The 25,658-nt window shown below is 58.4% G+C and carries 22 protein-coding genes; 13 read left to right on the forward strand and 9 right to left on the reverse strand.

The features are described from left to right. The first annotated feature begins 10 nt into the window (after positions 1–10). Positions 11–1,390, forward strand: coding sequence for a putrescine aminotransferase (gene ygjG / locus L2Y28_RS19310; RefSeq protein ID WP_022649457.1), 1,380 nt, complete (start codon positions 11–13; stop codon positions 1,388–1,390). A 138-nt stretch (positions 1,391–1,528) separates the two neighbouring features. On the opposite strand, the gene lsrG is transcribed toward ygjG, so the two are convergent. From lsrG to lsrA, 6 genes are read right to left on the reverse strand one after another with little or no spacing between them, the layout of a single operon-like run. Beyond that, entirely contained in the window at positions 1,529–1,822 is a 294-nt protein-coding gene (gene lsrG / locus L2Y28_RS19315) for a (4S)-4-hydroxy-5-phosphonooxypentane-2,3-dione isomerase (protein ID WP_022649458.1), read from the reverse strand. Next, positions 1,819–2,706, reverse strand: a complete 888-nt coding sequence (gene lsrF / locus L2Y28_RS19320) for a 3-hydroxy-5-phosphonooxypentane-2,4-dione thiolase (protein ID WP_022649459.1) — start codon at positions 2,704–2,706, stop codon at positions 1,819–1,821. The genes lsrG and lsrF overlap by 4 nt, the downstream gene beginning before the upstream one ends. 11 nt (positions 2,707–2,717) lie before the next feature. After that, a complete protein-coding gene (gene lsrB, locus L2Y28_RS19325) occupies positions 2,718–3,719 on the reverse strand; it encodes an autoinducer 2 ABC transporter substrate-binding protein LsrB (protein ID WP_022649460.1) in 1,002 nt (333 codons plus the stop codon). 1 nt (position 3,720) lies between these two features. Next, a complete protein-coding gene (gene lsrD, locus L2Y28_RS19330; protein ID WP_022649461.1) occupies positions 3,721–4,698 on the reverse strand; it encodes an autoinducer 2 ABC transporter permease LsrD in 978 nt (325 codons plus the stop codon). Next, the gene (lsrC, locus tag L2Y28_RS19335) at positions 4,699–5,730 is read right to left on the reverse strand and encodes an autoinducer 2 ABC transporter permease LsrC (RefSeq protein WP_022649462.1); all 1,032 of its coding nucleotides are present in this window, start codon (positions 5,728–5,730) and stop codon (positions 4,699–4,701) included. Beyond that, positions 5,727–7,214 carry an autoinducer 2 ABC transporter ATP-binding protein LsrA gene (lsrA, locus tag L2Y28_RS19340; RefSeq protein ID WP_236919596.1) on the reverse strand — a complete coding sequence of 496 codons (1,488 nt, stop codon included), beginning with the start codon at positions 7,212–7,214 and terminating at the stop codon, positions 5,727–5,729. The genes lsrC and lsrA overlap by 4 nt, the downstream gene beginning before the upstream one ends. 214 nt (positions 7,215–7,428) lie before the next feature. Between lsrA and lsrR the strand changes: the two genes are divergently transcribed. The 3 genes from lsrR to L2Y28_RS19355 all read left to right on the forward strand — a co-directional run bounded on the left by lsrR (position 7,429) and on the right by L2Y28_RS19355 (position 12,329). Further along, positions 7,429–8,400, forward strand: coding sequence for a transcriptional regulator LsrR (gene lsrR / locus L2Y28_RS19345; RefSeq protein WP_022649464.1), 972 nt, complete (start codon positions 7,429–7,431; stop codon positions 8,398–8,400). 33 nt (positions 8,401–8,433) lie between these two features. Further along, positions 8,434–10,020: an autoinducer-2 kinase gene (gene lsrK, locus L2Y28_RS19350; RefSeq protein WP_022649465.1), complete on the forward strand. Its 1,587-nt coding sequence runs from the start codon at positions 8,434–8,436 to the stop codon at positions 10,018–10,020. A gap of 287 nt (positions 10,021–10,307) precedes the next feature. Then, positions 10,308–12,329: an NADPH-dependent 2,4-dienoyl-CoA reductase gene (locus L2Y28_RS19355; RefSeq protein WP_022649466.1), complete on the forward strand. Its 2,022-nt coding sequence runs from the start codon at positions 10,308–10,310 to the stop codon at positions 12,327–12,329. An 82-nt stretch (positions 12,330–12,411) separates the two neighbouring features. On the opposite strand, the gene rlmG is transcribed toward L2Y28_RS19355, so the two are convergent. Then, positions 12,412–13,548, reverse strand: coding sequence for a 23S rRNA (guanine(1835)-N(2))-methyltransferase RlmG (rlmG, locus tag L2Y28_RS19360; protein ID WP_022649467.1), 1,137 nt, complete (start codon positions 13,546–13,548; stop codon positions 12,412–12,414). 83 nt (positions 13,549–13,631) lie between these two features. On the opposite strand from rlmG, the gene L2Y28_RS19365 reads away from it, so the two are divergent. From L2Y28_RS19365 to sstT, 4 genes are all read left to right on the forward strand, one after another. Beyond that, complete coding sequence (locus L2Y28_RS19365) at positions 13,632–14,135, forward strand: M48 family metallopeptidase (RefSeq protein WP_022649468.1); 504 nt, start codon at positions 13,632–13,634, stop codon at positions 14,133–14,135. A gap of 70 nt (positions 14,136–14,205) precedes the next feature. Continuing rightward, positions 14,206–15,204, forward strand: coding sequence for a Gfo/Idh/MocA family protein (locus L2Y28_RS19370; RefSeq protein ID WP_022649469.1), 999 nt, complete (start codon positions 14,206–14,208; stop codon positions 15,202–15,204). A 252-nt stretch (positions 15,205–15,456) separates the two neighbouring features. Continuing rightward, on the forward strand, positions 15,457–16,422 hold the full coding sequence (locus tag L2Y28_RS19375; protein WP_022649470.1) for a TerC family protein: 966 nt from the start codon (positions 15,457–15,459) through the stop codon (positions 16,420–16,422). Positions 16,423–16,697: 275 nt separating this feature from the next. Further along, positions 16,698–17,939 (forward strand): serine/threonine transporter SstT, encoded by a 1,242-nt coding sequence (sstT, locus tag L2Y28_RS19380; RefSeq protein WP_022649471.1) that lies wholly within the window; start codon positions 16,698–16,700, stop codon positions 17,937–17,939. Between the two features lie 139 nt (positions 17,940–18,078). Here the strand turns inward: sstT and L2Y28_RS19385 are convergent, their stop codons facing one another. Together L2Y28_RS19385 and uxaC are read right to left on the reverse strand one after the other, a co-directional pair. Next, a complete protein-coding gene (locus L2Y28_RS19385; protein ID WP_022649472.1) occupies positions 18,079–19,566 on the reverse strand; it encodes a UxaA family hydrolase in 1,488 nt (495 codons plus the stop codon). Positions 19,567–19,583: 17 nt separating this feature from the next. Beyond that, positions 19,584–20,996: a glucuronate isomerase gene (gene uxaC, locus L2Y28_RS19390; RefSeq protein WP_022649473.1), complete on the reverse strand. Its 1,413-nt coding sequence runs from the start codon at positions 20,994–20,996 to the stop codon at positions 19,584–19,586. Between the two features lie 475 nt (positions 20,997–21,471). Between uxaC and L2Y28_RS19395 the strand changes: the two genes are divergently transcribed. From L2Y28_RS19395 to L2Y28_RS19415, 5 genes are all read left to right on the forward strand, one after another. After that, positions 21,472–22,770 carry an MFS transporter gene (locus L2Y28_RS19395; RefSeq protein WP_022649474.1) on the forward strand — a complete coding sequence of 433 codons (1,299 nt, stop codon included), beginning with the start codon at positions 21,472–21,474 and terminating at the stop codon, positions 22,768–22,770. Between the two features lie 196 nt (positions 22,771–22,966). Further along, positions 22,967–23,743, forward strand: a complete 777-nt coding sequence (gene exuR / locus L2Y28_RS19400; RefSeq protein ID WP_003862635.1) for a transcriptional regulator ExuR — start codon at positions 22,967–22,969, stop codon at positions 23,741–23,743. Between the two features lie 342 nt (positions 23,744–24,085). Then, on the forward strand, positions 24,086–24,748 hold the full coding sequence (gene yqjA, locus L2Y28_RS19405) for a DedA family general envelope maintenance protein YqjA (protein ID WP_022649475.1): 663 nt from the start codon (positions 24,086–24,088) through the stop codon (positions 24,746–24,748). Positions 24,749–24,750: 2 nt separating this feature from the next. Next, positions 24,751–25,134 (forward strand): EnvZ/OmpR regulon moderator MzrA, encoded by a 384-nt coding sequence (gene mzrA, locus L2Y28_RS19410; protein ID WP_022649476.1) that lies wholly within the window; start codon positions 24,751–24,753, stop codon positions 25,132–25,134. Positions 25,135–25,277: 143 nt separating this feature from the next. Next, positions 25,278–25,646: a DUF1090 domain-containing protein gene (locus L2Y28_RS19415; protein ID WP_017382428.1), complete on the forward strand. Its 369-nt coding sequence runs from the start codon at positions 25,278–25,280 to the stop codon at positions 25,644–25,646. The last annotated feature ends 12 nt before the right edge of the window (positions 25,647–25,658 follow it).

Below are 25,658 nucleotides of genomic sequence, written 5' to 3' on the forward strand. Positions count from 1 at the left end.
GGAGCATATTTTGAACAGGTTACCTTCCAGCGCCTCGGCTCTTGCCTGTACCGCGCACGCACTGAATCTCATTGAAAAGCGAACGCTTGATCATGAGGAGATGAAACAACTTAACCGCGAGGTCATTGATTACTTTAAAGAGCATGTGAATCCTGGTTTTCTGGAGTATCGCAAATCTGTTACCGCCGGCGGGGATTACGGAGCCGTAGAGTGGCAAGCGGGGAGTCTGAATACGCTTGTCGACACCCAGGGACAGGAGTTTATCGATTGCCTGGGTGGTTTTGGTATTTTCAACGTGGGGCACCGTAATCCAGTTGTGGTTTCCGCCGTACAGAATCAACTTGCGAAACAACCTCTCCATAGCCAGGAACTGCTCGATCCGCTTCGCGCCATGCTCGCGAAAACGCTGGCAGCCTTAACGCCCGGTAAGCTGAAATACAGCTTCTTCAGCAACAGCGGCACCGAATCGGTCGAAGCGGCGATTAAACTCGCCAAAGCGTACCAGTCGCCGCGCGGGAAATTCACCTTTATCGCCACCAGCGGCGCGTTCCACGGGAAATCCCTGGGCGCACTGTCTGCTACCGCCAAATCCACCTTCCGCAAACCGTTTATGCCGCTGCTGCCGGGCTTCCGCCACGTACCGTTCGGCGACATCAACGCCATGCGCACCATGCTGAGTGAATGCCGTAAAACCGGCGACGACGTGGCGGCGGTGATCCTGGAGCCGATTCAGGGCGAAGGCGGCGTGATCCTCCCGCCGCAGGGCTATCTGCCCGCCGTGCGTCAGCTGTGCGATGAGTTTGGCGCGCTGCTGATCTTCGACGAAGTTCAGACCGGGATGGGGCGTACCGGCAGGATGTTCGCCTGCGAGCATGAGAACGTTCAGCCAGACATTTTATGCCTGGCGAAAGCGCTCGGCGGCGGCGTGATGCCGATTGGCGCAACGGTCGCCACTGAGGAGGTCTTCTCGGTGCTATTCGACAACCCGTTCTTACATACCACCACCTTTGGCGGTAACCCGCTGGCCTGTGCGGCAGCGCTGGCCACCATCAACGTGCTGCTGGAGCAAAACCTGCCTGCGCAGGCGGAGCAGAAAGGCGACATGCTGCTGGACGGCTTCCGTCAGCTGGGCCGGGAATACCCGGATTTGGTACAGGATGCGCGCGGGAAAGGGATGCTGATGGCGATTGAGTTCGTTGATAACGAAACCGGTTATAGCTTCGCAAGCGAGATGTTCCGCCAGCGGGTACTGGTGGCGGGAACGCTCAACAACTCGAAAACCATCCGCATTGAGCCACCGTTGACGCTCACCATTGAGCAGTGTGAGCAGGTGCTGAAGGCGGCGCGTAAGGCGCTGGCGGCGCTGCGGGTGAGCGTGGAAGAGGCATAAAAAACGCCGGGTGGCGCTACGCTTACCCGGCCTACAACATACTGCAGATGTCGGCCCGGTAAGCGTAGCGCCACCGGGCAAACACCGCCCCCTCTCGCCCCCGTAGGCCCGGTAAGCGCAGCGCCACCGGGCAAAACGCTACTCCGGCAACAACCCCACAAAGCAGCGTTTTTTGCGCGGCTCTGACATCAACTCTTCGAGCTTGTCCACGCACGCCAGATAGTGTGGCGTTTGCTTATGCGCCAACACCGCCTCTTCGTCTTTATAGGCCTCATAGATAAAGAACCGGGTTTTCACCCTCGGGTCCTGCAAGACGTCAAAGCGCAGGTTGCCCGGCTCCTGGATCGCTCCCTCGTGGTTGGCGCGAAATACCTCCAGAAACTCATCCACCCGCTCGGGTTTGATGTTGATTTCCACCAGCGTCACGTTCATTTTGCTTCTCCCTGTTTCTCTTCCTGCCAGAACTGGAACGCCTCACGGGCGCTCATGTTCTCGTGAACCACTTTCTTCACCGCCTTCAGCATGGCGAGCGGCGCGCTGGACTGGAAGATGTTGCGCCCCATATCCACGCCGGACGCGCCCTGGTCAATCGCCCGCCAACACATCTCAAGCGCCTCATGCTCCGGCAGCTTTTTGCCGCCCGCGATAACAATCGGCACCGGACAGCTGGCGGTCACTTTTTCAAAGCCCTCGTCCACGTAGTAGGTTTTGACGAACTGGGCCCCCATTTCGGCAGCGATGCGGCTGGCGAGCGAGAAATAGCGCGCGTCGCGCGCCATCTCTTTACCCACGCCCGTCACCGCCAGCGTCGGCATGCCGTAACGCGCCCCCGCATCCACCAGCTTGATGATGTTGTTGATTGACTGATGTTCAAACGGGCTTCCGATATAGACCTGCGCCGCCACCGCGCAGACGTTCAGGCGCAGCGCGTCTTCCATCGCCACCGCCACGCACTCGTTAGACAGCTCGCCCAGAATCGAGTTACCGCCGGAGGCGCGCAGCACCACCGGTTTGTTCGTCGCGGCAGGTACCTGGCTCCTGAGGATGCCGCGGGTACACATCAGCACGTCGGTTTCGCCAAACAGCGGCGCGATGGAGAGATCGATACGCTCAAGGCCGGTGGTCGGTCCCTGAAAGTAACCGTGGTCAAAGGCCAGCATCACCGTGCGGTTGCTCTGCGGATTGAAGATGCGCGAAAGCCGGGACTGCATGCCCCAGTCGAGCGAACCGCAGCCCTTCAGGGTGTACGGCACATTCTGCTGCGGCGTACCGATGCCAAAATCCTTGCCGTCTTTGATGTCGTCTAAATCAGCCATTTGCTCCCCCGTCAGAAATCGTATTTGTTGATGTTCTCTTTGGTGAACACCACCCGCTCCGGCAGCAGCACGATGCCGTTGCCCTTCGCCTCATACTGGTAGCCCTGCACGCTGTTCGGCTCGACCTTCAGCGTCCCGATATCTTTCACCTCCACGATGTCGCCAGGGTTAAGATCGCCCTTTTTCAGCAAACGATCGGCGACATTGACTGCAATTTTGCCCTGCTGCACCACGTCCCACAGGCCGAAGGCTTTCACCGTGCCGCGCTCAACGTACGGACGCATCACGTTTGGCGTGCTGAAGCCGACAATCGCCACCCCTTCCCGCTTCAGGTTTTCCGCCGCCTGTGCCGCCGCCGGCAGGGCGTTGGCGTCCGGGGCGATGATCGCATCTAGATCCGGATAGGCTTTTAAGATCCCCTCGGCGGTTTGCAGGGATTTAGTGGCGTCGTTATAGCCAAACTGCGTGGTGACGACCTGCCACTGGGGATGGTCTTTCTCGATTTTGGCCTTCGCCTCTTTCACCCACTGGTTCTGGTCGGTGACGGTGGGGCTGGAGTAGAAGAACGCCACTTTAGCGTTCGGTTTGGTGACCTGTTTGCCTGCCATCTCCACCAGCAGGCCGCCCAGCTGTTCCGGCGTGCCCTGGTTGATGTAAATGCTGCGGCACTCCGGTTTGGTGTCGGAATCCCAGGTCAGGACCTTCACGCCGCGCTGCATCGCGCGCTTCAGCGCCGGGCAGAGACCGTCCGGCGACACGGCAGAGACGATGATGGCGTTATAGCCCTGGTTGACGAAGTTATTGATCAGCTGCACCTGGCCGGAGACGCTCGGCTCGGTCGGGCCGTCGTAAGTCACGTCCACGCCAAGATCTTTCCCCGCCTCTTTCGCGCCGTTGCCGCCGCTGGTGAAGAATCCCACACCCACCAGTTTCGGGATAAAGGCAATGCGGTCCGCCGCCTGCGCTGAAGCGAAGCTGAGGGCCATTGCCAGGACGAGCAGTTTTGTTTTCATCTTACGCTCCGGATAGTTTTCTGAAGAGAGAACGCACCCATTCACGGTGCAGACTCAGCGAACGCCCCATCACCACCACAACCAGCAGCGCCCCTGACAGCGCGCTCGACACCTGGTTGGGGATGCCAACCATCTGTAAACCCTGTTGCAGGTACCCCACCAGCAGCGCCGCCAGCGCCGTACCGACAACCGAACCTGAGCCGCCGTAGATATTCGCTCCGCCGAGCACGGCGGCGGTGAGCGCAGGCATCAGTAAATCGCGCCCCAGATCCGAACGCGCGGAGCCGAAATAGGAGACCATCACCAGCGCGGCAATCGCCGAGGCCACGCCCACCAGGCCGTACAGCGCATACGGCATACCGTTCACCGACAGCGCCGCATAGCGCGCCGCGCGCGGATTCTGGCCAATTAAAAACAGATGCCGACCAAAGCGCCCGCGATGGGTAATCAGCCAGAAGAAAGCGGTAATCACCGCGAACAGCACCAGCGGGATCGGCAGGCCCATCACCGTGAGGTTAGCGAAGGCGGTAAAGCTGTCCGGGAAGCCGCCGATCCCCTCGTAGCCCGTCGCCCCCGCCATGCCGGAGAGCAGCAGCGCCCCGCCGCCGTAGAGGTAGAGCGTGCCGAGGGTAATGACCAACGGGCTGATGCCGGTGTAGTGGATCAGCGCCGCATTCACCAGCCCGCACAGCAGGCCGAGCAGCAGCGTCAGCGGGATGGCAACCGCCATCGGCCACCCGGCCTGCATCATCACCCCCAGCGCGATGGCGCACAGGCCGATGGTTGAGCCGAGGGAGATGTCGATCCCGCCGCTGATAATCACCAGCGTAAGCGGCAGCGCCACGATGCCAATGCAGATAAAGTCGCTGGTGCTGAACAGCAGCATGTTGATATCAAGCATGCGCGGGTTGATGGCGCCGAAGAGCAGGATCTCCAGCACCAGTAAAATCAGCAGCGCGCTTTCCCAGTTAAGCCTCATTTACGCCACCTCTTTGTTGCGTTTGGGAAACGGGGTGACGTGCTTTCCCCCTCTGTTACCCGGCTGGAAACGGCTGTATTTCAGCGCCCGCTGATGCCGTGAGAGCGCCTGACGCAGCCGCCCGTCGAGCACCAGCACGCCCAGCAGCACCAGCCCGGCGATAAAGTCGTTCCACCACGCCGGGAGCCTGAACAGCACCAGCACGGTATCGATTTGGGTCAGGAAAAACGCGCCGAGGAACGCACCGACCAGCGTGCCGGTACCGCCCAGCAGCGAAATGCCGCCGAGCACGCAGGCGGCAATGGCCTTCATCTCCAGCCCGCTGCCGGTCTGGTTGGGCACAAAGCCAATCTGCGCGGCAAAGACGATCCCGGCGCAGGCCGCCAGCATGCCGTTGAGGGTAAAGGCGATCATACGGGTGCGGTTCACCGCCACGCCCAGCTGACGCGCGGCGGCGAGGTTATCCCCCACGGCGTAGAAATCACGGCCAAAGGCGGTGCGCGACAGTATCCACGCGCCTGTGACCACGATTATCAACACCACAATGCCGAGCGGCGAAATGCCGACGGCGGCAGGCTCAGAGAGGGATTTCAGCCCCGGCGGCAGCCCTTCAATCCACTTCCCGCCGGTCCACAGCAGCATCGCTCCGCGATACAGCCCCAGCGTGCCGAGGGTGGCGACAATCGCTGGAATGCGCAGCCCCACCACCAGAAAACCGTTGAACGCCCCCGCCAGCGCGCCAATCGTCAGCGCGAAGAGAATGGAAACGGGCAGACTGTAGCCGCTGTTTAGCGCCACGCCGACGGCAATGGCGGACAGCCCGACGGTGGAGCCGACGGAGACGTCGATATTACGGGTCAGCATCACCAGCGCCGCGCCGATGGCCAGCAAAATCAGGATCTGCGAACTGGCGAAGATCATCCCCAGGGTCTGTAAGCTAAGGTAGGACGGGTTCAGCGCCACCAGCACGGCGAACAGGGCCAGAATGGCGAGAAACGCGCTCAGCTCGCGGTTTTTCAGTAAGATCTTCATGATTGCCCTCCAAACGCCAGCGCCATCATCCGGTCGAGACTGACGGCGTGGCGCGGCAGCTCGCCGCTGATCACGCCCTGATGCATTACCAGCACCCGATCCGCGAGGCCGGGAAACTCATCGAGATCGCTTGAGATCATCAGCACTGCCACGTTCTGCGCCGCCACGCTTTTCAGCAGCTGGTAGATATCGGCGCGCGCCGATACGTCCACGCCGCGCGTCGGTTCATCGACGATCAGCAGCAGCGGATTGGCCTCAAGACAGCGCGCCAGCAGCACCTTCTGCTGATTACCACCGGAGAGCGTGCGCACGGTTTGATCCGCATGGTTGAGCTTGATCCCCAGCGCCCGGTGGTAACGCTCCACCACCGCAGACTCCCGCTTTCGCTGCTGCCAGAGCGACGGCTCGTTCAGCGCCACCGTGTTCCAGCGGACAGGCGCGTCGAGAAACAGGCCGGACACCTGCCTGTCTTCCGTCAGATAAACTAGCCCTTTTTCCAGACGGGAACTGACCGGAACGGCGGTGATCTCCTGGTTCTCCAGCCACACCCGCCCGCCGCGTACCGGACGCAGGCCGTAAAGCGTTTCGGCAAACTCGGTACGCCCGGACCCCACCAGCCCGGCCAGACCGACGATCTCCCCGGCGTAAATCTCAAGGCTGAGATCGATAAACCCTTCCCCGGTGAGATCCTCCACCCGCAGCACCGGGAAATCCTGCGCCTGGGTTCGGCGGTTGCCCGGCAGCGCCAGCCACAGCTTTTGCGTATCGCTTAGCGACTTTTCCCGGCTGACCGGCGTCATGGCGGCGATCAGGGCGTTATCGTCAAAGTGCGCGGTTTCGCCGCTCAGCACCACCGCGCCGTCGCGCATCACCGAGACGTGGCTCGAAAGCATGCGAATTTCCGGCAGCTTGTGCGAGATAAAAACAATGCCAACGCCGAGATCCTGCAGCGCGCGGATCTGGCGAAACAGGCGTTCGGTTTCGCCCGGCGTGAGCGATGCCGTGGGTTCGTCGAGGATCAGAATTCTGGCGTTGCGCATCAGCCCGCGCAGGATCTCCACCATCTGCTGATCCGCGACTTCCAGAGTGCTGGCAGCGGCATCGAGATTAAGCTGACATTGCAGCTGCTGGAGTTTCTCCGCCAGCCGCTTTTCCCGATCTCGTTCGCGCGGCAGACGAAACAGGATGTTTTCCCGCACCGTCAGGTTGGGGAAAAGCAGCGGCTCCTGTGGCACCAGATAAATGCCTAACCGGTGCGCCTGCGTCGGGGTAAGCCGTGCAAAAGACTCGCCCGCAACCGAAAGCTCACCGCGATCCGGCGTTTCAACCCCGGCGATGATTTTCATCAACGTCGATTTTCCCGCGCCGTTACCGCCCATCAGCGCATGCACCTGCCCAGCAAGCAGCGTGAAATCAATGCCTTTTAACACAGGCACGCCAGAGAACTGTTTGCAGATGTCACGTGCCTCGAGAAGTGGTGTCATCATCGCTCCGCTATTGAACAAATGATTTTTAGATTTAATAATGTTCAAAAGCGTAGACGGGAACTATATTTACAACCGTGCAGGGATCACAGTTTTATCGATTGAGATTCAGATAAACCGGAAAGGATCGAAAAGATCTGTTTTGTCGCGTGGCTCACATTTTCACGCCGCACCATCACGAACATATGATCTAAATTTTTATAAGAGTTCAACTATGAGCGATAAACGCACTGCGGAAGAAGGACGGTTTGCCGGGCTGGCACTGGCGGAAGAGGAGCTGGTGGCGCGCGTGGCCTGGTGCTACTACCACGACGGGCTGACCCAGAACGACATCGGCGAGCGGCTCGGGCTGCCGCGCCTGAAGATCTCCCGCCTGCTGGAGAAAGGCCGTCAGTCCGGGGTGATCCGCGTACAGATAAACTCCCGCTACGAGGGCTGCCTGGCGCTGGAAACCGAGTTGCAACAACGATTTGGCCTGAAGCTGGTGCGCGTGATGCCCGCCCTGAATACGCCGCCGATGAACGTGCGGTTAGGCATTGGCGCGGCCCAGTCGCTGATGGGCGTGCTGGAGCCCGGCCAGCTGTTAGCGGTGGGCTTCGGTGAAACCACCATGAGCAGCCTGCAACACCTGAGCGGCTTTATCAGCTCACAGCAGATCCGCCTGGTGACGCTCTCCGGCGGCGTGGGGCCGTATATGACCGGTATCGGCCAGCTGGATGCGGCCTGTAGCGTCAGCATGATCCCTGCCCCGCTTCGCGTGTCATCCGCTGAAGTCGCCGGGATCTTAAAGCGCGAAACCAGCGTGCGGGACGTGATCCTCGCCGCCACCGCCGCTGACGTGGCGGTGGTCGGCATTGGCTCGGTGAACCAGCGCCGTGACGCGACGATACTGCGCTCCGGCTATATCAGCGAAGGTGAACAGTTGATGTACGCCCGCAAGGGCGCGGTCGGCGATATCCTTGGCTATTTCCTCAATGCCGAAGGGGAATGCGTCGAGGAGCTGGAGATCCACAAAGAACTACTGGGCGTCACGCTCGATGAACTGGCACAGCTGCCCACCATCGTAGGCGTGGCCGGGGGGGAAGAGAAAGCCGATGCGATTTATGCCGCACTGAAGGGCCGCCGTATTAATGGCCTGGTGACGGAAGAGACGACAGCCCGCGCGGTGCTGGCTCTGGCCATTTAAGAGCCCTCCCTGCGCTAACAATGAGGCATGCTCATGAGTTACCTTTTAGCGTTAGATGCAGGGACAGGCAGCGTTCGCGCCGTTGTTTTCGATTTGCAGGGCAACCAGATTGCCGTTGGCCAGGCCGAGTGGAAACACCTGAGCGTCGAGAACGTGCCGGGCTCAATGGAGTTCGACCTCGACACCAACTGGCAGCTGGCCTGCCGGTGTATTCATCAGGCGTTGGAGCGCGCGCGCCTGAGCGCGGCGGATATTCAGTCCGTCGCCTGCTGTTCGATGCGCGAAGGGATTGTGCTGTACGACCGCAACGGCGAGGCTATCTGGGCCTGCGCCAACGTCGACGCCCGCGCCAGCCGAGAGGTAGCTGAACTCAAAGAGATCCACGACTACCGGTTTGAATCCGAAGTGTATGACGTTTCCGGCCAGACGCTTGCCCTCAGCGCCATGCCGCGCCTGCTGTGGCTGGCGCACCATCGTCCGGATATTTATCGTAAAGCCGCCACCATCACCATGATCAGCGACTGGCTGGCGGCGAAGCTCTCCGGCGAGCTGGCGGTGGACCCGTCTAATGCGGGCACGACGGGCATGCTGGATCTCTTCTCCCGCGACTGGCGTCCGGCGCTGCTCGACATGGCCGGGCTACGCGCCGATATCCTCTCCCCGGTAAAAGAGACCGGCACCGTGCTGGGGGCCATCACCAAAGCAGCCGCACAACAGAGCGGCCTGCGCGAGGGCACCCCGGTGGTGATGGGCGGCGGCGACGTGCAGCTGGGCTGTCTGGGGCTGGGCGTGGTGCGCGCCGGACAAACGGCGGTGCTGGGCGGCACCTTCTGGCAACAGGTGGTGAACCTGCCGCAGGTGCGCACCGACCCTGAGATGAACATCCGCGTAAACCCGCACGTTATCCCCGGCATGGCGCAGGCAGAGTCGATCAGCTTCTTTACCGGGCTGACCATGCGCTGGTTCCGCGACGCCTTCTGCGCCGAAGAGAAGCTGATTGCCGAACGCATGGGAATGGACCCCTACTCCCTGCTCGAAGAGATGGCGAGCCGCGTCCCGCCGGGCTCCCACGGGGTGATGCCTATCTTCTCCGACGCGATGCATTTCAAACAGTGGTACCACGCCGCGCCGTCGTTTATTAACCTCTCCATTGACCCGGAAAAGTGCAACAAAGCGACGCTGTTCCGCGCGCTGGAGGAGAACGCGGCGATCGTCTCGGCCTGCAACCTGGCGCAGATTTCGCGCTTCTCCGGCGTGACGTTTGAGAGCCTGGTGTTTGCGGGCGGCGGTTCGAAAGGCGCCCTGTGGAGCCAGATTTTAAGCGACGTCACCGGCCTGCCGGTGCGCGTGCCAGAAGTCAAAGAGGCAACGGCGCTCGGCTGCGCCATTGCCGCAGGAGCTGGCGCGGGGCTGTTCGCGGATATGGCCTCGACGGGCGAGCGGCTGGTGAAGTGGAGCCGCGAGTTCACGCCAAACCCGGCGCACCGCGAGCTGTACGACGGCATGATGCAGAAATGGCAGGCGGTGTACGCGGACCAGCTCGGGCTGGTGGACAGCGGGCTGACAACCTCGATGTGGCAGGCGCCGGGCCTGATGCGCGACACACGCCCCTCACCCTAACCCTCTCCCCAGAGGGGAGAGGGGACTGCTCCGTGCGGCCTTTCACCCTCTCCCCTCTGGGGAGATGGGACTGCTCCGTGCGGCCTTTCACCCTCTCCCCTCTGGGGAGAGGGGACTGCTCCGTGCGGCCTTTCACCCTCTCCCCTCTGGGGAGAGGGCCGGGGTGAGGGGTGAAGTTCTTTGAGATCTATCACAATCATTCGATCCCGCTTTTACCTTTCTGCCGCCGCTGGCTAAATTAGTAACTCATCCGACCACATAACAATAATTTTACACTGGAAGAGACTATGAGCCGCTACCCGTCGTTATTCGCCCCTCTCGATCTGGGGTTCACTACCCTCAAAAACCGCGTGTTAATGGGCTCAATGCACACCGGGCTGGAGGAGCGTCCGGACGGGGCTGAACGTCTGGCAGCCTTCTATGCCGAGCGCGCGCGCCACGGGGTGGCGCTGATTGTCACTGGCGGCGTAGCCCCTGCCCCTTCCGGGGTGACGATGGAGGGCGGCGCGGTGTTGAACGATGCGACACAGTTGCCGCACCACCGCATTGTGACCGACGCGGTTCACAACGAGGGCGGCAAAATCGCCCTGCAAATTCTGCATACCGGGCGCTACAGCTATCAGCCGAACCTGGTTGCCCCCTCGGCTATTCAGGCACCGATTAACCGCTTTACTCCCCATGCCCTCAGCCATGACGAGATCCTGGCGCTGATAGATGACTTTGCTCGCTGCGCCGCGCTCGCGCGGGAAGCGGGTTACGACGGCGTGGAGGTGATGGGCTCAGAAGGCTACCTGATCAACGAATTCCTCGCCGCACGCACCAACCAGCGCGACGACGAATGGGGTGGTGACTATGCCCGCCGCATGCGTTTTGCCGTGGAGGTGGTGCGCGCGGTGCGTGAACGTGCCGGTGCGGATTTTATTATCATCTTCCGCCTGTCGATGCTCGACCTGGTGGAAGGCGGCGGCACCTTCGACGAAACCGTACAGCTGGCGCAGGCGATTGAAGCCGCTGGTGCCACCATTATCAACACCGGGATTGGCTGGCACGAAGCGCGCATCCCCACCATCGCCACGCCGGTGCCGCGTGCGGCGTTCAGCTGGGTAACGCGCAAGCTGAAAGGCAAAGTCTCCGTTCCGCTGGTGACCACTAACCGCATTAACGATCCGCAGGTGGCGGACGATGTGATCTCCCGCGGCGACGCCGATATGGTGTCGATGGCGCGTCCGTTCCTCGCGGATGCCGAACTGCTCTCCAAAGCGCAAAGCGGCCGTGCGGATGAGATCAACACCTGTATCGGCTGTAACCAGGCGTGTCTGGATCAGATCTTCGTCGGCAAGGTCACCTCCTGCCTGGTGAATCCCCGCGCCTGCCATGAAACCAAAATGCCGATCGTTCCTGCGACCAACAAGAAGCGTCTGGCCGTGGTGGGCGCAGGACCCGCTGGCCTGGCGTTTGCGGTCAATGCCGCCTCGCGTGGGCACAGCGTGACGCTGTTTGATGCGCTGGCGGAAATCGGCGGGCAGTTTACTATCGCCAGACAGATCCCCGGCAAAGAGGAGTTCTATGAAACGCTGCGCTATTACCGCCGGATGATCGAGGTGACGGGCGTCGATCTGCGGCTCAATCAGGTTGTCAGCGCGGCGGATCTGATCGGTTTCGACGAGGTGATCCTCGCGAGTGGGATCGCCCCGCGCACCCCTGCGATCGAAGGCATCGATCATCCGAAGGTATTGAGCTATCTGGACGTGCTGCGCGACAAAGCGCCGGTTGGCGAGAAGGTGGCGATCATCGGCTGCGGTGGGATCGGTTTTGATACCGCGATGTATTTAAGCCAGCCGGGCGAAGCCACCAGCCAGAACATCGCTGAGTTCTGCGTGGAATGGGGCATTGATACCAGTCTCAGTCAGTCCGGCGGTTTACGCCCGGAAGGTCCGCAGCTGCCGAAAAGCCCGCGTCAGATCGTGATGCTCCAGCGTAAAGCCAGCAAGCCGGGTGAAGGGCTGGGGAAAACCACAGGCTGGATCCACCGCGCCACCCTGCTCTCGCGCGGGGTGAAGATGATCCCGGCGGTGAGCTACCAGAAGATCGACGACGACGGGCTGCATGTGCTGATCGGTGGTGAACCGCAGCTGCTGCGCGTGGATCATGTGATTTTGTGCGCCGGACAGGAGCCAAAGCGCGATCTGGCCGATCCGCTGCGTGAGGCGGGGAAAACGGTGCATTTGATTGGCGGGTGCGACGTGGCGATGGAGTTGGATGCGCGGCGGGCAATAGCGCAGGGGACAACATTGGCATTAGCGATTTGATTTCTTGCCCGGTGGCGCTGCGCTTACCGGGCCTACAAAACCGTAGGCCTGTGCAAGCGAAACGCCGCCAGGCAAAACGATCTTATCGACGACGCCCCAGCTTCACCGACTTCAGCACCACAAACTTGTTGTTTGTCGCAATGGTGACGCAGTTACCGAAAATCTTCTTCAGCTTGTGGAAGTAGTCCAGATGGCGGTTCGCCACGATGTATAGTTCGCCGTTGATTTTCAGGCAGCGGCGCGCGTGGTGGAACATCTCCCACGCGACGTTATCCGTCAGGGCGTGCTTCTGGTGGAACGGAGGATTGCAAAACACCGCGTTGAAGCGGAAAGGCTCTACGCCGGACAGCGCGTTATTGATCATAAACTCGCAGCGATCCAGCGCCTCCGGCAGATTGGTTTGCACGTTCAGACGGCTTGAAGCCACCGCCATTGGCGATTCGTCGCTGAACACCACGCTGGCCTCCGGGTTCTTCGCCAGCAGCGTCAGGCCAATCACGCCGTTACCGCAGCCGAGATCGACAATCTCCCCTTCCAGGTTTTCCGGCAGATGTTCCATAAAGAAGCGTGCGCCGATATCCAGACCGGTACGGGAGAAGACGTTCGCGTGGTTGTGGATGGTCCAGTCGGTCCCTTCCAGCTTCCAGCTCAGGGTCTCTGGCGCGTCGGCCAGTTCCGGCGCGCTGAAGGTACAGTTGATCAGGCGCGCTTTTTTCCAGGCCAGCGTCGTAGTGGTCGGGCCGAGCACTTTCTCGAACAGTTCCAGCGTCGAGGTGTGAATATCACGCGCCTTGGCGCCCGCGATGATGCGCGTTTCTGGCGTCACGACTTTACGCAGCGCGCGCAGTTGCTGCTCCAGCAGCGCCATGGTTTTGGGCACTTTAATCAGCACCACGCCTGGCGCCTGCGGGTAGTCCGCGGTGCTGTCGAGGAACTTCACGCTGGATTCGTCGATATCGTTGTGACGCAGGTTTTCACGCGTCGCCAGCTCGCTTAAGTAAGAATCGCCGATACTGTAAGGCGCATGTTCCGCGAGCGCACAGCCCAGCGCGCCAAACGCGTCATTCAGGATCAGTACCGGGCCGCGGATTTCAGTCTCATCCAACTGCTGCAGCAGATATTCATCCGCCGCTTCCCACGCCTGAAGCGGGTTCACGTCGTCCGTTTCCGGGAAACGTTTAAGGTTGAGTGAACGGAAACCGTTGTCTAAGTGGCTCATCGGCCCTCCTGAATGGTAAAATTTGGCGTATCCCTGAAAAGGGTGCGTGAGTATACCCGTTTTCACACTATTTTGGGGTTTTGATGAACCAGCTGACTTATCTCCAGGGCTACCCGGAGCAATTACTATCCCAGGTTCGCGACCTGATCGCCGCGGGAAAGCTCGGCGCGGTGCTGGAAAAACGCTACCCGGGCACGCATGATTTCGCGACTGACAAAGCCCTCTGGCAGTATACGCAGGATCTGAAAAGCCAGTATCTGAAGAGCGCCCCGCCGATCAATAAGGTGATGTACGACAACAAGATCCACGTGCTGAAAAACGCGCTCGGCCTGCATACCGCCATCTCCCGCGTGCAGGGCGGCAAGCTGAAGGCTAAGGCGGAGATCCGCGTCGCGACCATCTTTCGCAATGCGCCGGAAGCCTTTCTGCGGATGATCGTGGTGCACGAGCTGGCGCACCTGAAAGAGAAAGATCACGACAAAGCGTTCTATTCCCTGTGCTGCCATATGGAGCCGCAGTACCACCAGCTGGAGTTTGATACCCGTTTGTGGCTGACGCATTTATCGTTAAAGAGTAATGCGCAGTAGCGCACGCGAAATGTCATGAGGACGTGCTACAGTGGCTTTAGGTTCCCTGCTACGGAGTACGTAAACGTTTATGATACGTTTCGCAGTCATCGGTACGAACTGGATCACGCGCCAGTTCGTCGACGCCGCCCACGAAACCGGCAAATATAAGCTCACCGCAGTCTATTCCCGCAGCCTTGAGCAGGCGCAAAGTTTTGCGAATGACTACCTGGTTGAACATCTGTTCACCTCACTCGATGAGATGGCGCAAAGCGACGCCATTGACGCGGTCTATATCGCCAGCCCGAATGCTCTGCACTTCCCGCAAACGAAGCTGTTCCTCAGCCATAAAAAGCATGTGATCTGCGAGAAGCCGCTGGCGTCGAATATCCACGAAGTGGAAGCCGCCATTGCGCTTGCCCGCGAAAACCAGGTGGTGCTGTTTGAAGCGTTCAAAACCGCCAGCCTGCCCAACTTCCTGCTGTTGCAGCAGTCCCTGCCGAAAATTGGCAAAGTGCGTAAAGCCTTTATCAACTACTGCCAGTATTCCTCGCGCTACCAGCGCTATCTGGACGGCGAAAACCCGAACACCTTTAACCCGGCCTTCTCGAATGGCTCGATTATGGATATCGGTTTTTACTGCCTGGCCTCTGCGGTTGCGCTGTGGGGGGAACCACACGGCGTGACGGCCACCGCCAGCCTGCTGGAGAGCGGCGTGGATGCACACGGCGTTGTGGTGCTGGACTACGGTGATTTCAGCGTGACGTTGCAGCACTCGAAGGTCAGCGACTCCGTGCTGCCAAGCGAAATTCAGGGCGAAGACGGCTCGCTGGTGATCGAAAAAATCTCCGAATGCCAGAAGCTCAGCATCGTTCCGCGCGGCGGAAAAGCGCAGGAGCTGACGCAGCCTCAGCATATTAACACTATGCTTTATGAGGCAGAGGTCTTCGCCCGTCTGGTAGAAGACAACGAAGTGAACCACCCGGGACTGGCGATCAGCCGCACCACGGCGAAGCTGCAAACGGAGATCCGCCGACAGACCGGCGTAATCTTCCCCGCAGACGGCGTGAATGTGGAAGCCGTCGCGTAAAGCTGTGTAATGAAATCGTGCAGACCATTGACGAAATCAATGGTCTGACATAATTTGTTACCTGCAAAGGGGAGTAACTTCTTCGCCGGTGGATCGTCATTACGATGTGTGCAAAACCGCATCCGGTCGCCGGGCAACCTTCGTGGTTGTAAGTGAGACCTTGCCGGAAGGCGAGGTCTATGCATAAAAAGCTAACGGCTATCGTCTTCTGACCATAGCCGTTTTTGTTTTTTTATGTGTAAGGAAAATAGTATGCATTCTGTCGGCACTCCAATGCTGTGGGGCGGATTCGCGGTTGTCGTGCTCATCATGCTGGCGATCGACCTCTTTTTGCAGGGTCGTCGCGGCGAACACGGCATGAGCGTTAAGCAAGCCGCCGTCTGGTCGCTGGTATGGGTTACCCTCTCACTTCTTTTCTGCGCCGCCTTCTGGTGGTATCTGGCCTCAACCGAAGGTCGCGCGGTGGCCGATCCTCAGGCACTCGCCTTCCTCACCGGCTATCTGATTGAAAAAGCGCTGGCGGTTGATAACGTCTTCGTCTGGCTGATGCTGTTCAGTTACTTCGCCGTGCCTGCGGCCCTGCAACGCCGCGTGCTGGTATACGGCGTGCTGGGCGCCATCATCCTGCGTACCATCATGATCTTCGCCGGTAGCTGGCTGATTACCCAGTTCGAATGGCTGCTGTACGTGTTTGGTGCGTTCCTGCTGTTCACCGGGGTCAAAATGGCGCTGGCGAAAGAAGACGATACCGGTATCGGTGATAAGCCGCTGGTGAAGTGGATCCGGGGTCATCTGCGCATGACGGACAAGATCGAGAGCGAGCATTTCTTCGTGCGTAAGAACGGCCTGCTGTTCGCCACCCCGCTGCTGCTGGTGCTGATTCTGGTCGAGCTGAGCGACGTGATTTTCGCGGTGGACAGTATCCCGGCTATCTTCGCGGTTACCACCGACCCGTTCATCGTCCTGACCTCGAACCTGTTCGCGATCCTCGGCCTGCGTGCGATGTACTTCCTGCTGGCGGGCGCGGCAGAGCGCTTCTCAATGCTGAAGTACGGTCTGTCGGTGATTCTGGTCTTTATCGGTATCAAGATGCTGATTGTTGATTTCTACCATATCCCGATCGCCATTTCGCTCGGCGTGGTGTTTGGCATTCTGCTGGTGACGCTGATTATCAATACCTGGGTTAACCGCCAGCACGATAAGAAGCAGCAGGCTTAGTGCAACGTTCGGTGCGGGCTGATGCCCTCACCCCACCCCTCTCCCACAGGGAGAGGGGGAAATGCAATGCAGGCCGGGTAAGCGCAGCGCCACCCGGCACTTTCGTTAACCAATAGTTAAAAAACATGACGCAACACGTAAAATCCAGCATTTTACGCTTCCGCCTTTCGCTGCTTTCCCTGATACTCAACCAGGCAAACAAATACTTACATCCGGATACAAATGTGACTTAGAGCACATCCAGGATGGAACGCAATTTCACTCAGGAATAACGTATGAGCACACAATCTAAGGGCCTGCTTGCGCGCCTGGCGCAGGGCAGTCTTGTAAAACAAATTCTGGTCGGGTTGGTACTGGGTATTCTGCTGGCGATGGTGTCAAAACCTGCGGCGGAAGCGACGGGACTGCTCGGCACCCTTTTCGTTGGCGCACTGAAGGCCGTCGCCCCGGTACTGGTGCTAATGCTGGTGATGGCGTCGATTGCCAACCACCAGCACGGACAAAAAACCAACATTCGCCCTATTCTGTTCCTGTATCTGCTGGGAACCTTCTCTGCTGCCTTAACGGCCGTTGTGTTTAGCTTCCTGTTCCCGTCCACGCTGCACCTGACCAGCGCGGCCGGTGATATCACCCCGCCGTCCGGGATTGTGGAAGTCCTTCGCGGCCTGCTGATGAGCATGGTCTCTAACCCCATCACCGCACTGATGAACGGAAACTACATTGGCATCCTGGTCTGGGCGATTGGTCTGGGCTTCGCGCTGCGTCATGGCAACGAGACCACGAAAAACCTGGTTAACGATTTGTCCAATGCAGTGACCTTCATGGTGAAGCTGGTGATTCGCTTTGCACCAGTCGGTATCTTTGGTCTGGTTTCTTCGACGCTGGCCACCACCGGTTTCGACGCACTGTGGGGCTACGCGCAGCTGCTGGTCGTCCTGGTCGGCTGTATGCTGCTGGTGGCGCTGGTGATCAACCCGCTGCTGGTGTTCTGGCAGATCCGCCGCAACCCGTATCCGCTGGTGCTGACCTGCCTGCGCGAGAGCGGCGTGTATGCCTTCTTCACCCGCAGCTCAGCGGCGAACATACCGGTGAACATGGCGCTGGCGGAGAAGCTGAACCTGGACCGCGATACCTATTCGGTGTCGATTCCCCTGGGTGCAACCGTGAACATGGCCGGTGCGGCGATTACCATCACCGTGCTGACGCTGGCGGCGGTGCATACGCTGGGTATTCCGGTAGATCTGCCAACCGCGCTGCTGCTGAGCGTCGTTGCATCGCTGTGTGCCTGTGGCGCATCCGGCGTGGCGGGCGGCTCTCTGCTGCTGATCCCGCTGGCCTGTAACATGTTCGGTATTCCGAACGAGATTGCCATGCAGGTTGTCGCGGTCGGTTTCATTATCGGCGTATTGCAGGATTCCTGCGAAACCGCGCTGAACTCCTCTACCGACGTGCTGTTTACCGCCGCAGCCTGTCAGGCGGAAGATGCGCGTTTAGCGAAGAACGCCCTGCGAGGTTAAAAAGAAAAGCCCGGTGGCGGCTACGCCTTACCGGGCCTACAAGGTAAATGCAAAACGGCAACATGTGTTGCCGTTTTTAGTGTTTGCACCCTCTCCCTGTGGGAGAGGGCCGGGGTGAGGGCACCAGCCCGCACCCGACTTATAGCGTCACACCACTCTTAAAGATCGCCAGCTCGCGGAAGTCGTTCTTCTCGTTGCAGGTCTGCCTGCCGCTGGCAAATTCCACAATCGTGTCCACGAATTCGCTCAGCAGCTGCGGCATCGCTTTGCCGTGGATCAGCTGGCCCGCGTCAAAGTCGATCCAGTGCTTTTTCTTCGCCGCCAGTTCGCTGTTAGTGGCGATTTTCACCGTCGGCACAAACCCGCCGTACGGCGTACCGCGCCCGGTACTGAACAGCACCATATGACAGCCCGCTCCCGCTAGCGCGCTGGTGGCGACCGCATCGTTGCCCGGTGCGCTGAGCAGGTTCAGGCCGTGCGTTTTCAGCCGTTCACCATAACGCAGCACGTCCACCACCTGGCTGGCGCCCGCTTTTTGAGTGCAGCCCAGGGATTTCTCTTCAAGCGTGGTGATCCCGCCCGCCTTGTTCCCCGGCGACGGGTTCTCGTATATCGGCTGGTTATGGGCGATGAAGTACTGTTTGAAGTCGTTGACCATGGTGACGGTCTTCTCAAAGATCTCTTCGTCGCGGCAGTGGCTCATCAGAATGCGCTCTGCGCCGAACATCTCCGGCACTTCGGTCAGCACCGTAGTGCCGCCGTTGGCAATCACGTAATCCGAGAAGCGACCCAGCATTGGGTTAGCGGTAATGCCGGAAAGGCCATCAGATCCGCCGCACTCCAGGCCAAACTTCAGTTCGCTCAGCGTGCCCGGCTCGCGCTTGTCGTGACGCATCACCTCGTACAGCTGATGCAGCTGTTCAACGCCCGCTTCCACTTCGTCGTCCTGGTGCTGACACACCATAAAGTGCACGCGCTCAGGGTCAAATTCGCCCAGCGTGTCGCGGAAGGCGTCGACCTGATTGTTCTCGCAGCCGAGGCCGATCACCAGCACCGCGCCCGCGTTCGGGTGGCGCACCATGTTTTGCAGCATGGTGCGGGTATTGATGTGGTCGTCACCCAGCTGGGAGCACCCATAGGTGTGACTGAACAGATGCACACCGTCGGTGCCTTCAGCATCATTAGTCTCTTTCAGGAAACGCGTCTGAATTTGACGCGCGATCCCGTTCACGCAGCCGACAGTCGGGAGGATCCACAGCTCATTGCGGATCCCCACCTCGCCGCTGGCGCGGCGGTAAATCTGTACCTCACGATCGGCCGCCTGTCCTTCTTCTGGCTGGAAGTCAGGTTGATAGCTGTACTCGTCCAGATCGCTGAGATTGGTGCGGGTATTGTGGGAATGAATGTATTCACCCGGCGCAATATCCGCCAGCGCATGACCGATGGGCAAACCGTACTTCACCACGTTCTCCCCTTTCGCAATGGGGATCAGGGCAAACTTATGTCCACGTCCAATGGCCTGGCGTAACGTCACCGACTGGTTGTCGAAGGTCACTTCCATCCCTTCGGCTAAATCTGCCAGCGCGACGGCAACGTTATCCAGCGAATGGATTTTGATGTATTGCATATCAACCTCAAACGGCCTTAGTTCAGTTCAATGGCGAAGTAGTCACGCGCATTGTTAAAGCAGATGTTTCTCACCATTTCGCCCAGCAGCTGGATATCCGCTGGTGCTTCACCCGCGTGCACCCAGCGGCCAATCATCTGGCACAGAATGCGGCGGAAATATTCATGGCGGGTATAGGAGAGGAAACTGCGGCTGTCAGTCAGCATGCCAACGAAGCGGCTCAACAGGCCGAGCTGCGCCAGCTGCGTCATCTGACGCTCCATGCCGTCTTTTTGATCGTTAAACCACCAGCCGGAACCGAACTGCATCTTGCCCGGCATCCCTTCGCCCTGGAAGTTGCCGATCATGGTGCCCAGTACTTCGTTATCGCGCGGATTCAGGCAGTAGAGAATGGTTTTCGGCAGCAGGTTTTGCTCGTTCTGTTTGCTCAGCAGTTTTGACAGCTCTTCCGCCAGAGGGCGGTCGTTGATGGAGTCAAAGCCTACGTCCGCGCCCAGCAGTTTAAACTGACGCTGGTTGTTATTACGCAGCGCGCCGATATGGTACTGCTGAACCCAGCCGCGACGGGCATATTCCGCACCGAGGAACACCAGCACCGCGGTTTTGAACTGGGCGACTTCATGCTCGCTCAGGGCTTCGCCGGAGAGACGACGCGCCAGGATGCTGTCCAGCTCGGCTTCGCTGGAATCCGCGAACAGCACCACGTCCAGCGCGTGGTCAGACACTTTACAGCCGTGTGCGGCAAAGTGATCCAGACGTTTGGTCAGCGCGGATTGCAGATCGGCGAAACGACGGATATCGGTATCCGATACTTCCGCCAGCTTCGTCATGTAGTCATTAAAGGTCGGCAGCTCAATGTTGAAGGCTTTATCCGGACGCCAGCTTGGCAGCACTTTGACGTCAAAGGTGCTGTCCTTCGCGACAACCGCGTGGTGCTCCAGGGAGTCGATCGGATCGTCGGTTGTGCCCACCATCTTCACGTTCATCTGCTGCATGATGCCGCGCGCCGAGAAGCTATCCTGCGCCAGCAGTTCGTTGCACTGATCCCAGATCTCATCCGCCGTGGCGGGAGAGAGCAGCTTGCCGGTGATACCAAAAGGACGACGCAGTTCGAGGTGCGTCCAGTGGTATAACGGGTTACCGATGGTGTGGGGAACGGTAGCGGCCCAGGCGTCAAACTTCTCGCGATCGGTCGCGTCGCCGGTACACAGGCGCTCGGCCACGCCGTTGGTGCGCATCGCGCGCCACTTATAGTGGTCACCCTTCAGCCAGATATCATACAGGTTTTTGAAACGGTAATTTTCGGCAACCTGTTGCGGCGGTAAATGGCAGTGGTAGTCGAAAATCGGCTGATCTTTTGCGTAGTCGTGGTACAGGCGGCGAGCAAATTCGGTATCTAACAGGAAATCTTCGGTCATAAACGGTGTCATTATCGTCTTCCTCATTACGGGAGCGTCAGAAAGCTTATGTTCAGATGCTGCAAAGTTATCACACCAATTTCCAGAGTCCGACGTTTTTTTCGTGAGTTAGATCAATAAACGTCGACAAATAAATTACCCTCAAAGGGGTAAACCTTCTTGCAGGCCGCGCCAGATCTGGCTTTACGCACGCCGCATAATATCCCTACAAAGATTCACTCTTTTGTGATGTCACTCACCTTTTAAAGTTGTATGACAAGTTATCTTTTCGCCGTCGCAAACTATAAGCCGACGGAATGCATTACCGGTGTTTGTTACATCGGATTTAACGGTACGGAAGCCGACTTAGCACGATGACTTATGGCAAGGTTCGGGCCGTTCCGGGACAGGTTCCCGGTTACGCCCCTCCCGTTACAGAACAGCTCCCGGCAACGGTTGAGTTGTTGCCGTGTCCCGACACGGAAATAACATAACGATGAGGTTTTACATGCGTAAAATTAAAGGGTTACGTTGGTACATGATCGCACTGGTGACGCTCGGCACCGTGCTGGGCTACCTGACACGTAACACCGTGGCAGCAGCGGCGCCAACGTTGATGGAAGAGTTACATATCTCCACACAACAATACTCTTACATCATTGCGGCGTATTCTGCCGCTTACACCGTAATGCAGCCTGTTGCAGGTTATGTTCTCGATATTCTGGGTACAAAAATTGGTTATGCCTTCTTCGCTGTAGCATGGGCCGTCTTCTGCGGGGCGACGGCGCTGGCTGGCAGCTGGGGCGGGCTGGCGCTGGCGCGTGGTGCGGTAGGTGCTGCCGAAGCGGCGATGATCCCTGCGGGTCTGAAAGCCAGCTCTGAATGGTTCCCGGCAAAAGAACGTTCAATCGCTGTCGGTTACTTCAACGTGGGTTCCTCCATCGGGGCGATGATCGCTCCGCCACTGGTGGTGTGGGCGATTGTGATGCACAGCTGGCAAATGGCGTTCATCATCTCCGGTGTGCTGAGTTTTGCCTGGGCCATGGCGTGGCTGATCTTCTATAAACACCCGCGCGACCAGAAAAAGCTGTCTACCGAAGAACGTGACTACATTATCAATGGTCAGGAATCTCATCATCAGACCGACAACGGCAAGAAAATGTCCGTCTGGCAGATCCTGGGTACCCGTCAGTTCTGGGGTATCGCCCTGCCACGCTTCCTGGCGGAACCGGCCTGGGGTACGTTCAACGCCTGGATCCCGCTGTTCATGTTCAAAGTCTACGGCTTTAACCTGAAAGAGATCGCGATGTTCGCCTGGATGCCAATGCTGTTTGCAGACCTGGGCTGTATCGTCGGCGGCTACCTGCCACCGCTGTTCCAGCGCTGGTTTGGCGTGAACCTGATTGTGTCCCGTAAGATGGTGGTCACCATGGGTGCCCTGCTGATGATTGGCCCTGGCATGATTGGCCTGTTCACCAGTCCTTACGTGGCTATCGCCCTGCTGTGTATCGGGGGCTTTGCTCACCAGTCTCTGTCTGGCGCACTGATTACGCTCTCGTCCGACGTGTTTGGTCGTAACGAAGTTGCCACCGCCAACGGTCTGACCGGGATGGCCGCCTGGACCGCAAGTACCCTGTTCGCCCTCGTGGTCGGCGCGCTGGCAGACACCATCGGCTTCAGCCCGCTGTTCGCGGTACTGGCCATCTTCGACCTGCTGGGCGCGGTGGTTATCTGGACGGTGCTGAAGAGTAAATCCGCCGAGGAACTGGCGAAAGAGTCCCTTGGGGGACCGGCGACGCAGAGTTAGCTTGTTGTGCCGGGTGGCGGCTTCGCCTTACCCGGCCTACAACACCCGATAAAACCGTAGGCCGGGTAAGCGTAGCGCCACCCGGCAAAAACGTCGCAAAAGCCGCCTCCGGGCGGCTTTTTTAATGGCGAAATCTGGAGAGTGGCACGCAAAAGTGGTATAACAAATCATTCGCCGTACCCTGCCTGGAGCGCATATGGAAATCACCGAATCACGTCGTTTATATCAACAACTTGCCGCCGAGCTGAAAGATCGCATCGAGCAAGGGGTCTATCTTGTCGGTGATAAACTTCCCGCTGAGCGTTTTATTGCGGATGAAAAAAGCGTCAGCCGCACGGTGGTCCGCGAAGCCATCATCATGCTGGAAGTTGAAGGGTATGTTGAGGTACGCAAAGGTTCCGGTATTCACGTGATTTCCAGCCAGGCGAAACACTCCCCCACGCCGGACGAAAGTCTGGAATTTGCCAGCTACGGTCCGTTTGAGCTTCTCCAGGCTCGCCAGCTGATTGAAAGCAATATCGCAGAATTCGCAGCGACGCAGGTCACCAAGCAGGACATCATGAAGCTGATGGAAATCCAGGATCATGCGCGTAAAGAAAAATGTTTCCGCGATTCCGAATGGGACCTGCAATTCCACGTTCAGGTCGCCCTTGCGACTCAGAACACAGCGCTGGCGGCAATCGTTGAAAAAATGTGGACTCAGCGCGTTCACAACCCGTACTGGAAGAAACTGCACGATCACATTGATTCCCGCACGGTAGACAACTGGTGTGACGACCACGACCAGATTCTTAAGGCCCTGATTCGTAAAGATCCGCATGCGGCGAAACTGGCAATGTGGCAGCATCTGGAGAACACTAAACAGATGCTTTTTAATGAAACGAGTGATGACTTTGAATTTAACGCTGACCGCTATCTTTTTGCTGATAATCCGGTGGTTCACCTCGATACCGCGACCAATCTCGCAAAATAACGCCCCGAACTGCTGGCAGGCGCACCGCCGCGCCTTCCGGCCAGACAGGGTAAGAAAACCTCTATAGTGTCAGCCTTTGTAAAATTTCTCGCTCCCCTCCGTGGCTTACGCCAAAATCGTGTTTCCCCTCAAATTCTGTGACGCAGAACGTCGGGCTTTGTTACAATTGGATTCACTTCGTTATTTTGTAAGTTAGTGCTTGCTAACCAGCCAATTAACAGGGAACAGTGTTGGCCACACATCAATGTGTCCGCGAGCGACCATAATGAAATCATAACAATGTCGCCGTGCTGTATTTCCCGAATTACAGGCGTGACGTTAACCGATTTCCAGGAACACTGAATGGAACTTTTGACCCAACTACTGAACGCCCTCTGGGCTCAGGATTTCGAAACGCTGGCCAACCCGTCCATGATTGGCATGCTCTACTTTGTATTATTTATGATCCTGTTCCTAGAGAACGGTCTGCTGCCTGCTGCCTTTTTACCGGGCGACAGCCTGCTGGTGCTGGTCGGGGTGCTTTGTGCAAAAGGGGCGATGGCTTTCCCACAAACGGTTCTGCTGTTGACCATTGCCGCCAGCCTGGGTTGCTGGGTGAGTTATATTCAGGGGCGATGGCTGGGCAACACGCGAATCGTTCAGAACTGGCTTTCGCATCTTCCGGCACATTATCACCAGCGAGCGCACCACCTTTTCCATAAGCACGGGCTCTCCGCCTTGCTGATTGGCCGCTTTATCGCATTCGTACGCACCCTGCTGCCGACCATTGCGGGCTTGTCCGGCCTGAGCAGCGCGCGCTTCCAGTTCTTTAACTGGATGAGCGGCCTGCTGTGGGTTCTGATCCTGACCACGCTCGGCTACGCGCTCGGTAAAACGCCGGTCTTTATGAAATATGAAGACCAGCTGATGTCTTGCCTGATGCTGCTGCCCGTCGTCCTGCTGGTGTTTGGCCTGGTCGGTTCACTGGTCGTACTGTGGAAAAAGAAATACGGAGCCAGGGGTTAACGATGGTTATCTCCCCGCTCGCGCTGCGCCGCTTCTCTTACGCCATCGTCGCGCTAATGATGTTCAGCGCTCTCATCCTGCTATGGTCTGCCCTACAGCACCAGGAGTCGACGCTGACTATCCGTCCTGTGAGTCAAGGAACCAGCGTGCCGGATGGTTTTTCCATCTGGCATCATCTGGACGCTAACGGGATCCGCTTTAAGAGCATCACGCCGCAAGACGATGTGCTGCTGATAAAATTTGACTCCAGTGCGCAAAGCGCCGCGGCGAAAGCGGTGCTGGACCGCACGTTGCCGCAGGGTTACATCATCGCGCAACAGGATGATGACAGCCACGTAGCCTCCTGGATGTCACGGTTACGCGACACGTCGCATCGATTTGGCTAACGACTAATATTCCGAATATTTTCACCCACTTTGGTGAAACTCCCGTTTACTTACTATGCTTAAGTACGCGGAGCACCCCTCAGATGTTCTCCGCATAGTTCTGGAACACGGCTAACGCCGTAACACAATGGAAGGTTTCTATAATGAAATACCGCATCACCCTGGCTCTGGCCCTTTTTTCTTTAAGCACAGCTTCCTTCGCTATGTCTCTTTGTCAGGAGAAAGAACAGGATATTCAACGCGAAATCAGTTATGCCGAAAAGCATAACAATCAGCACCGGATCGACGGACTGAAAAAAGCGCTGAGCGAAGTGAAAGACAATTGTACGGACAGCAAGCTGCGTGCCGATCATCAGGAAAAAATCGCTGAACAGAAGGACGAGATAGCCGAGCGCCGTCAAGACCTGCAAGAAGCGAAAGAGAAAGGTGATGCGGAAAAAATTGCCAAGCGCGAGAGGAAGTTGCAAGAGGCGCAGGACGAACTGAAAGCGCTGGAAGCTCGCGATTATTGAGTTAACGGAAAT

Source organism: Enterobacter sp. JH25, assembly GCF_021725435.1.
Lineage (GTDB): Bacteria > Pseudomonadota > Gammaproteobacteria > Enterobacterales > Enterobacteriaceae > Enterobacter > Enterobacter intestinihominis.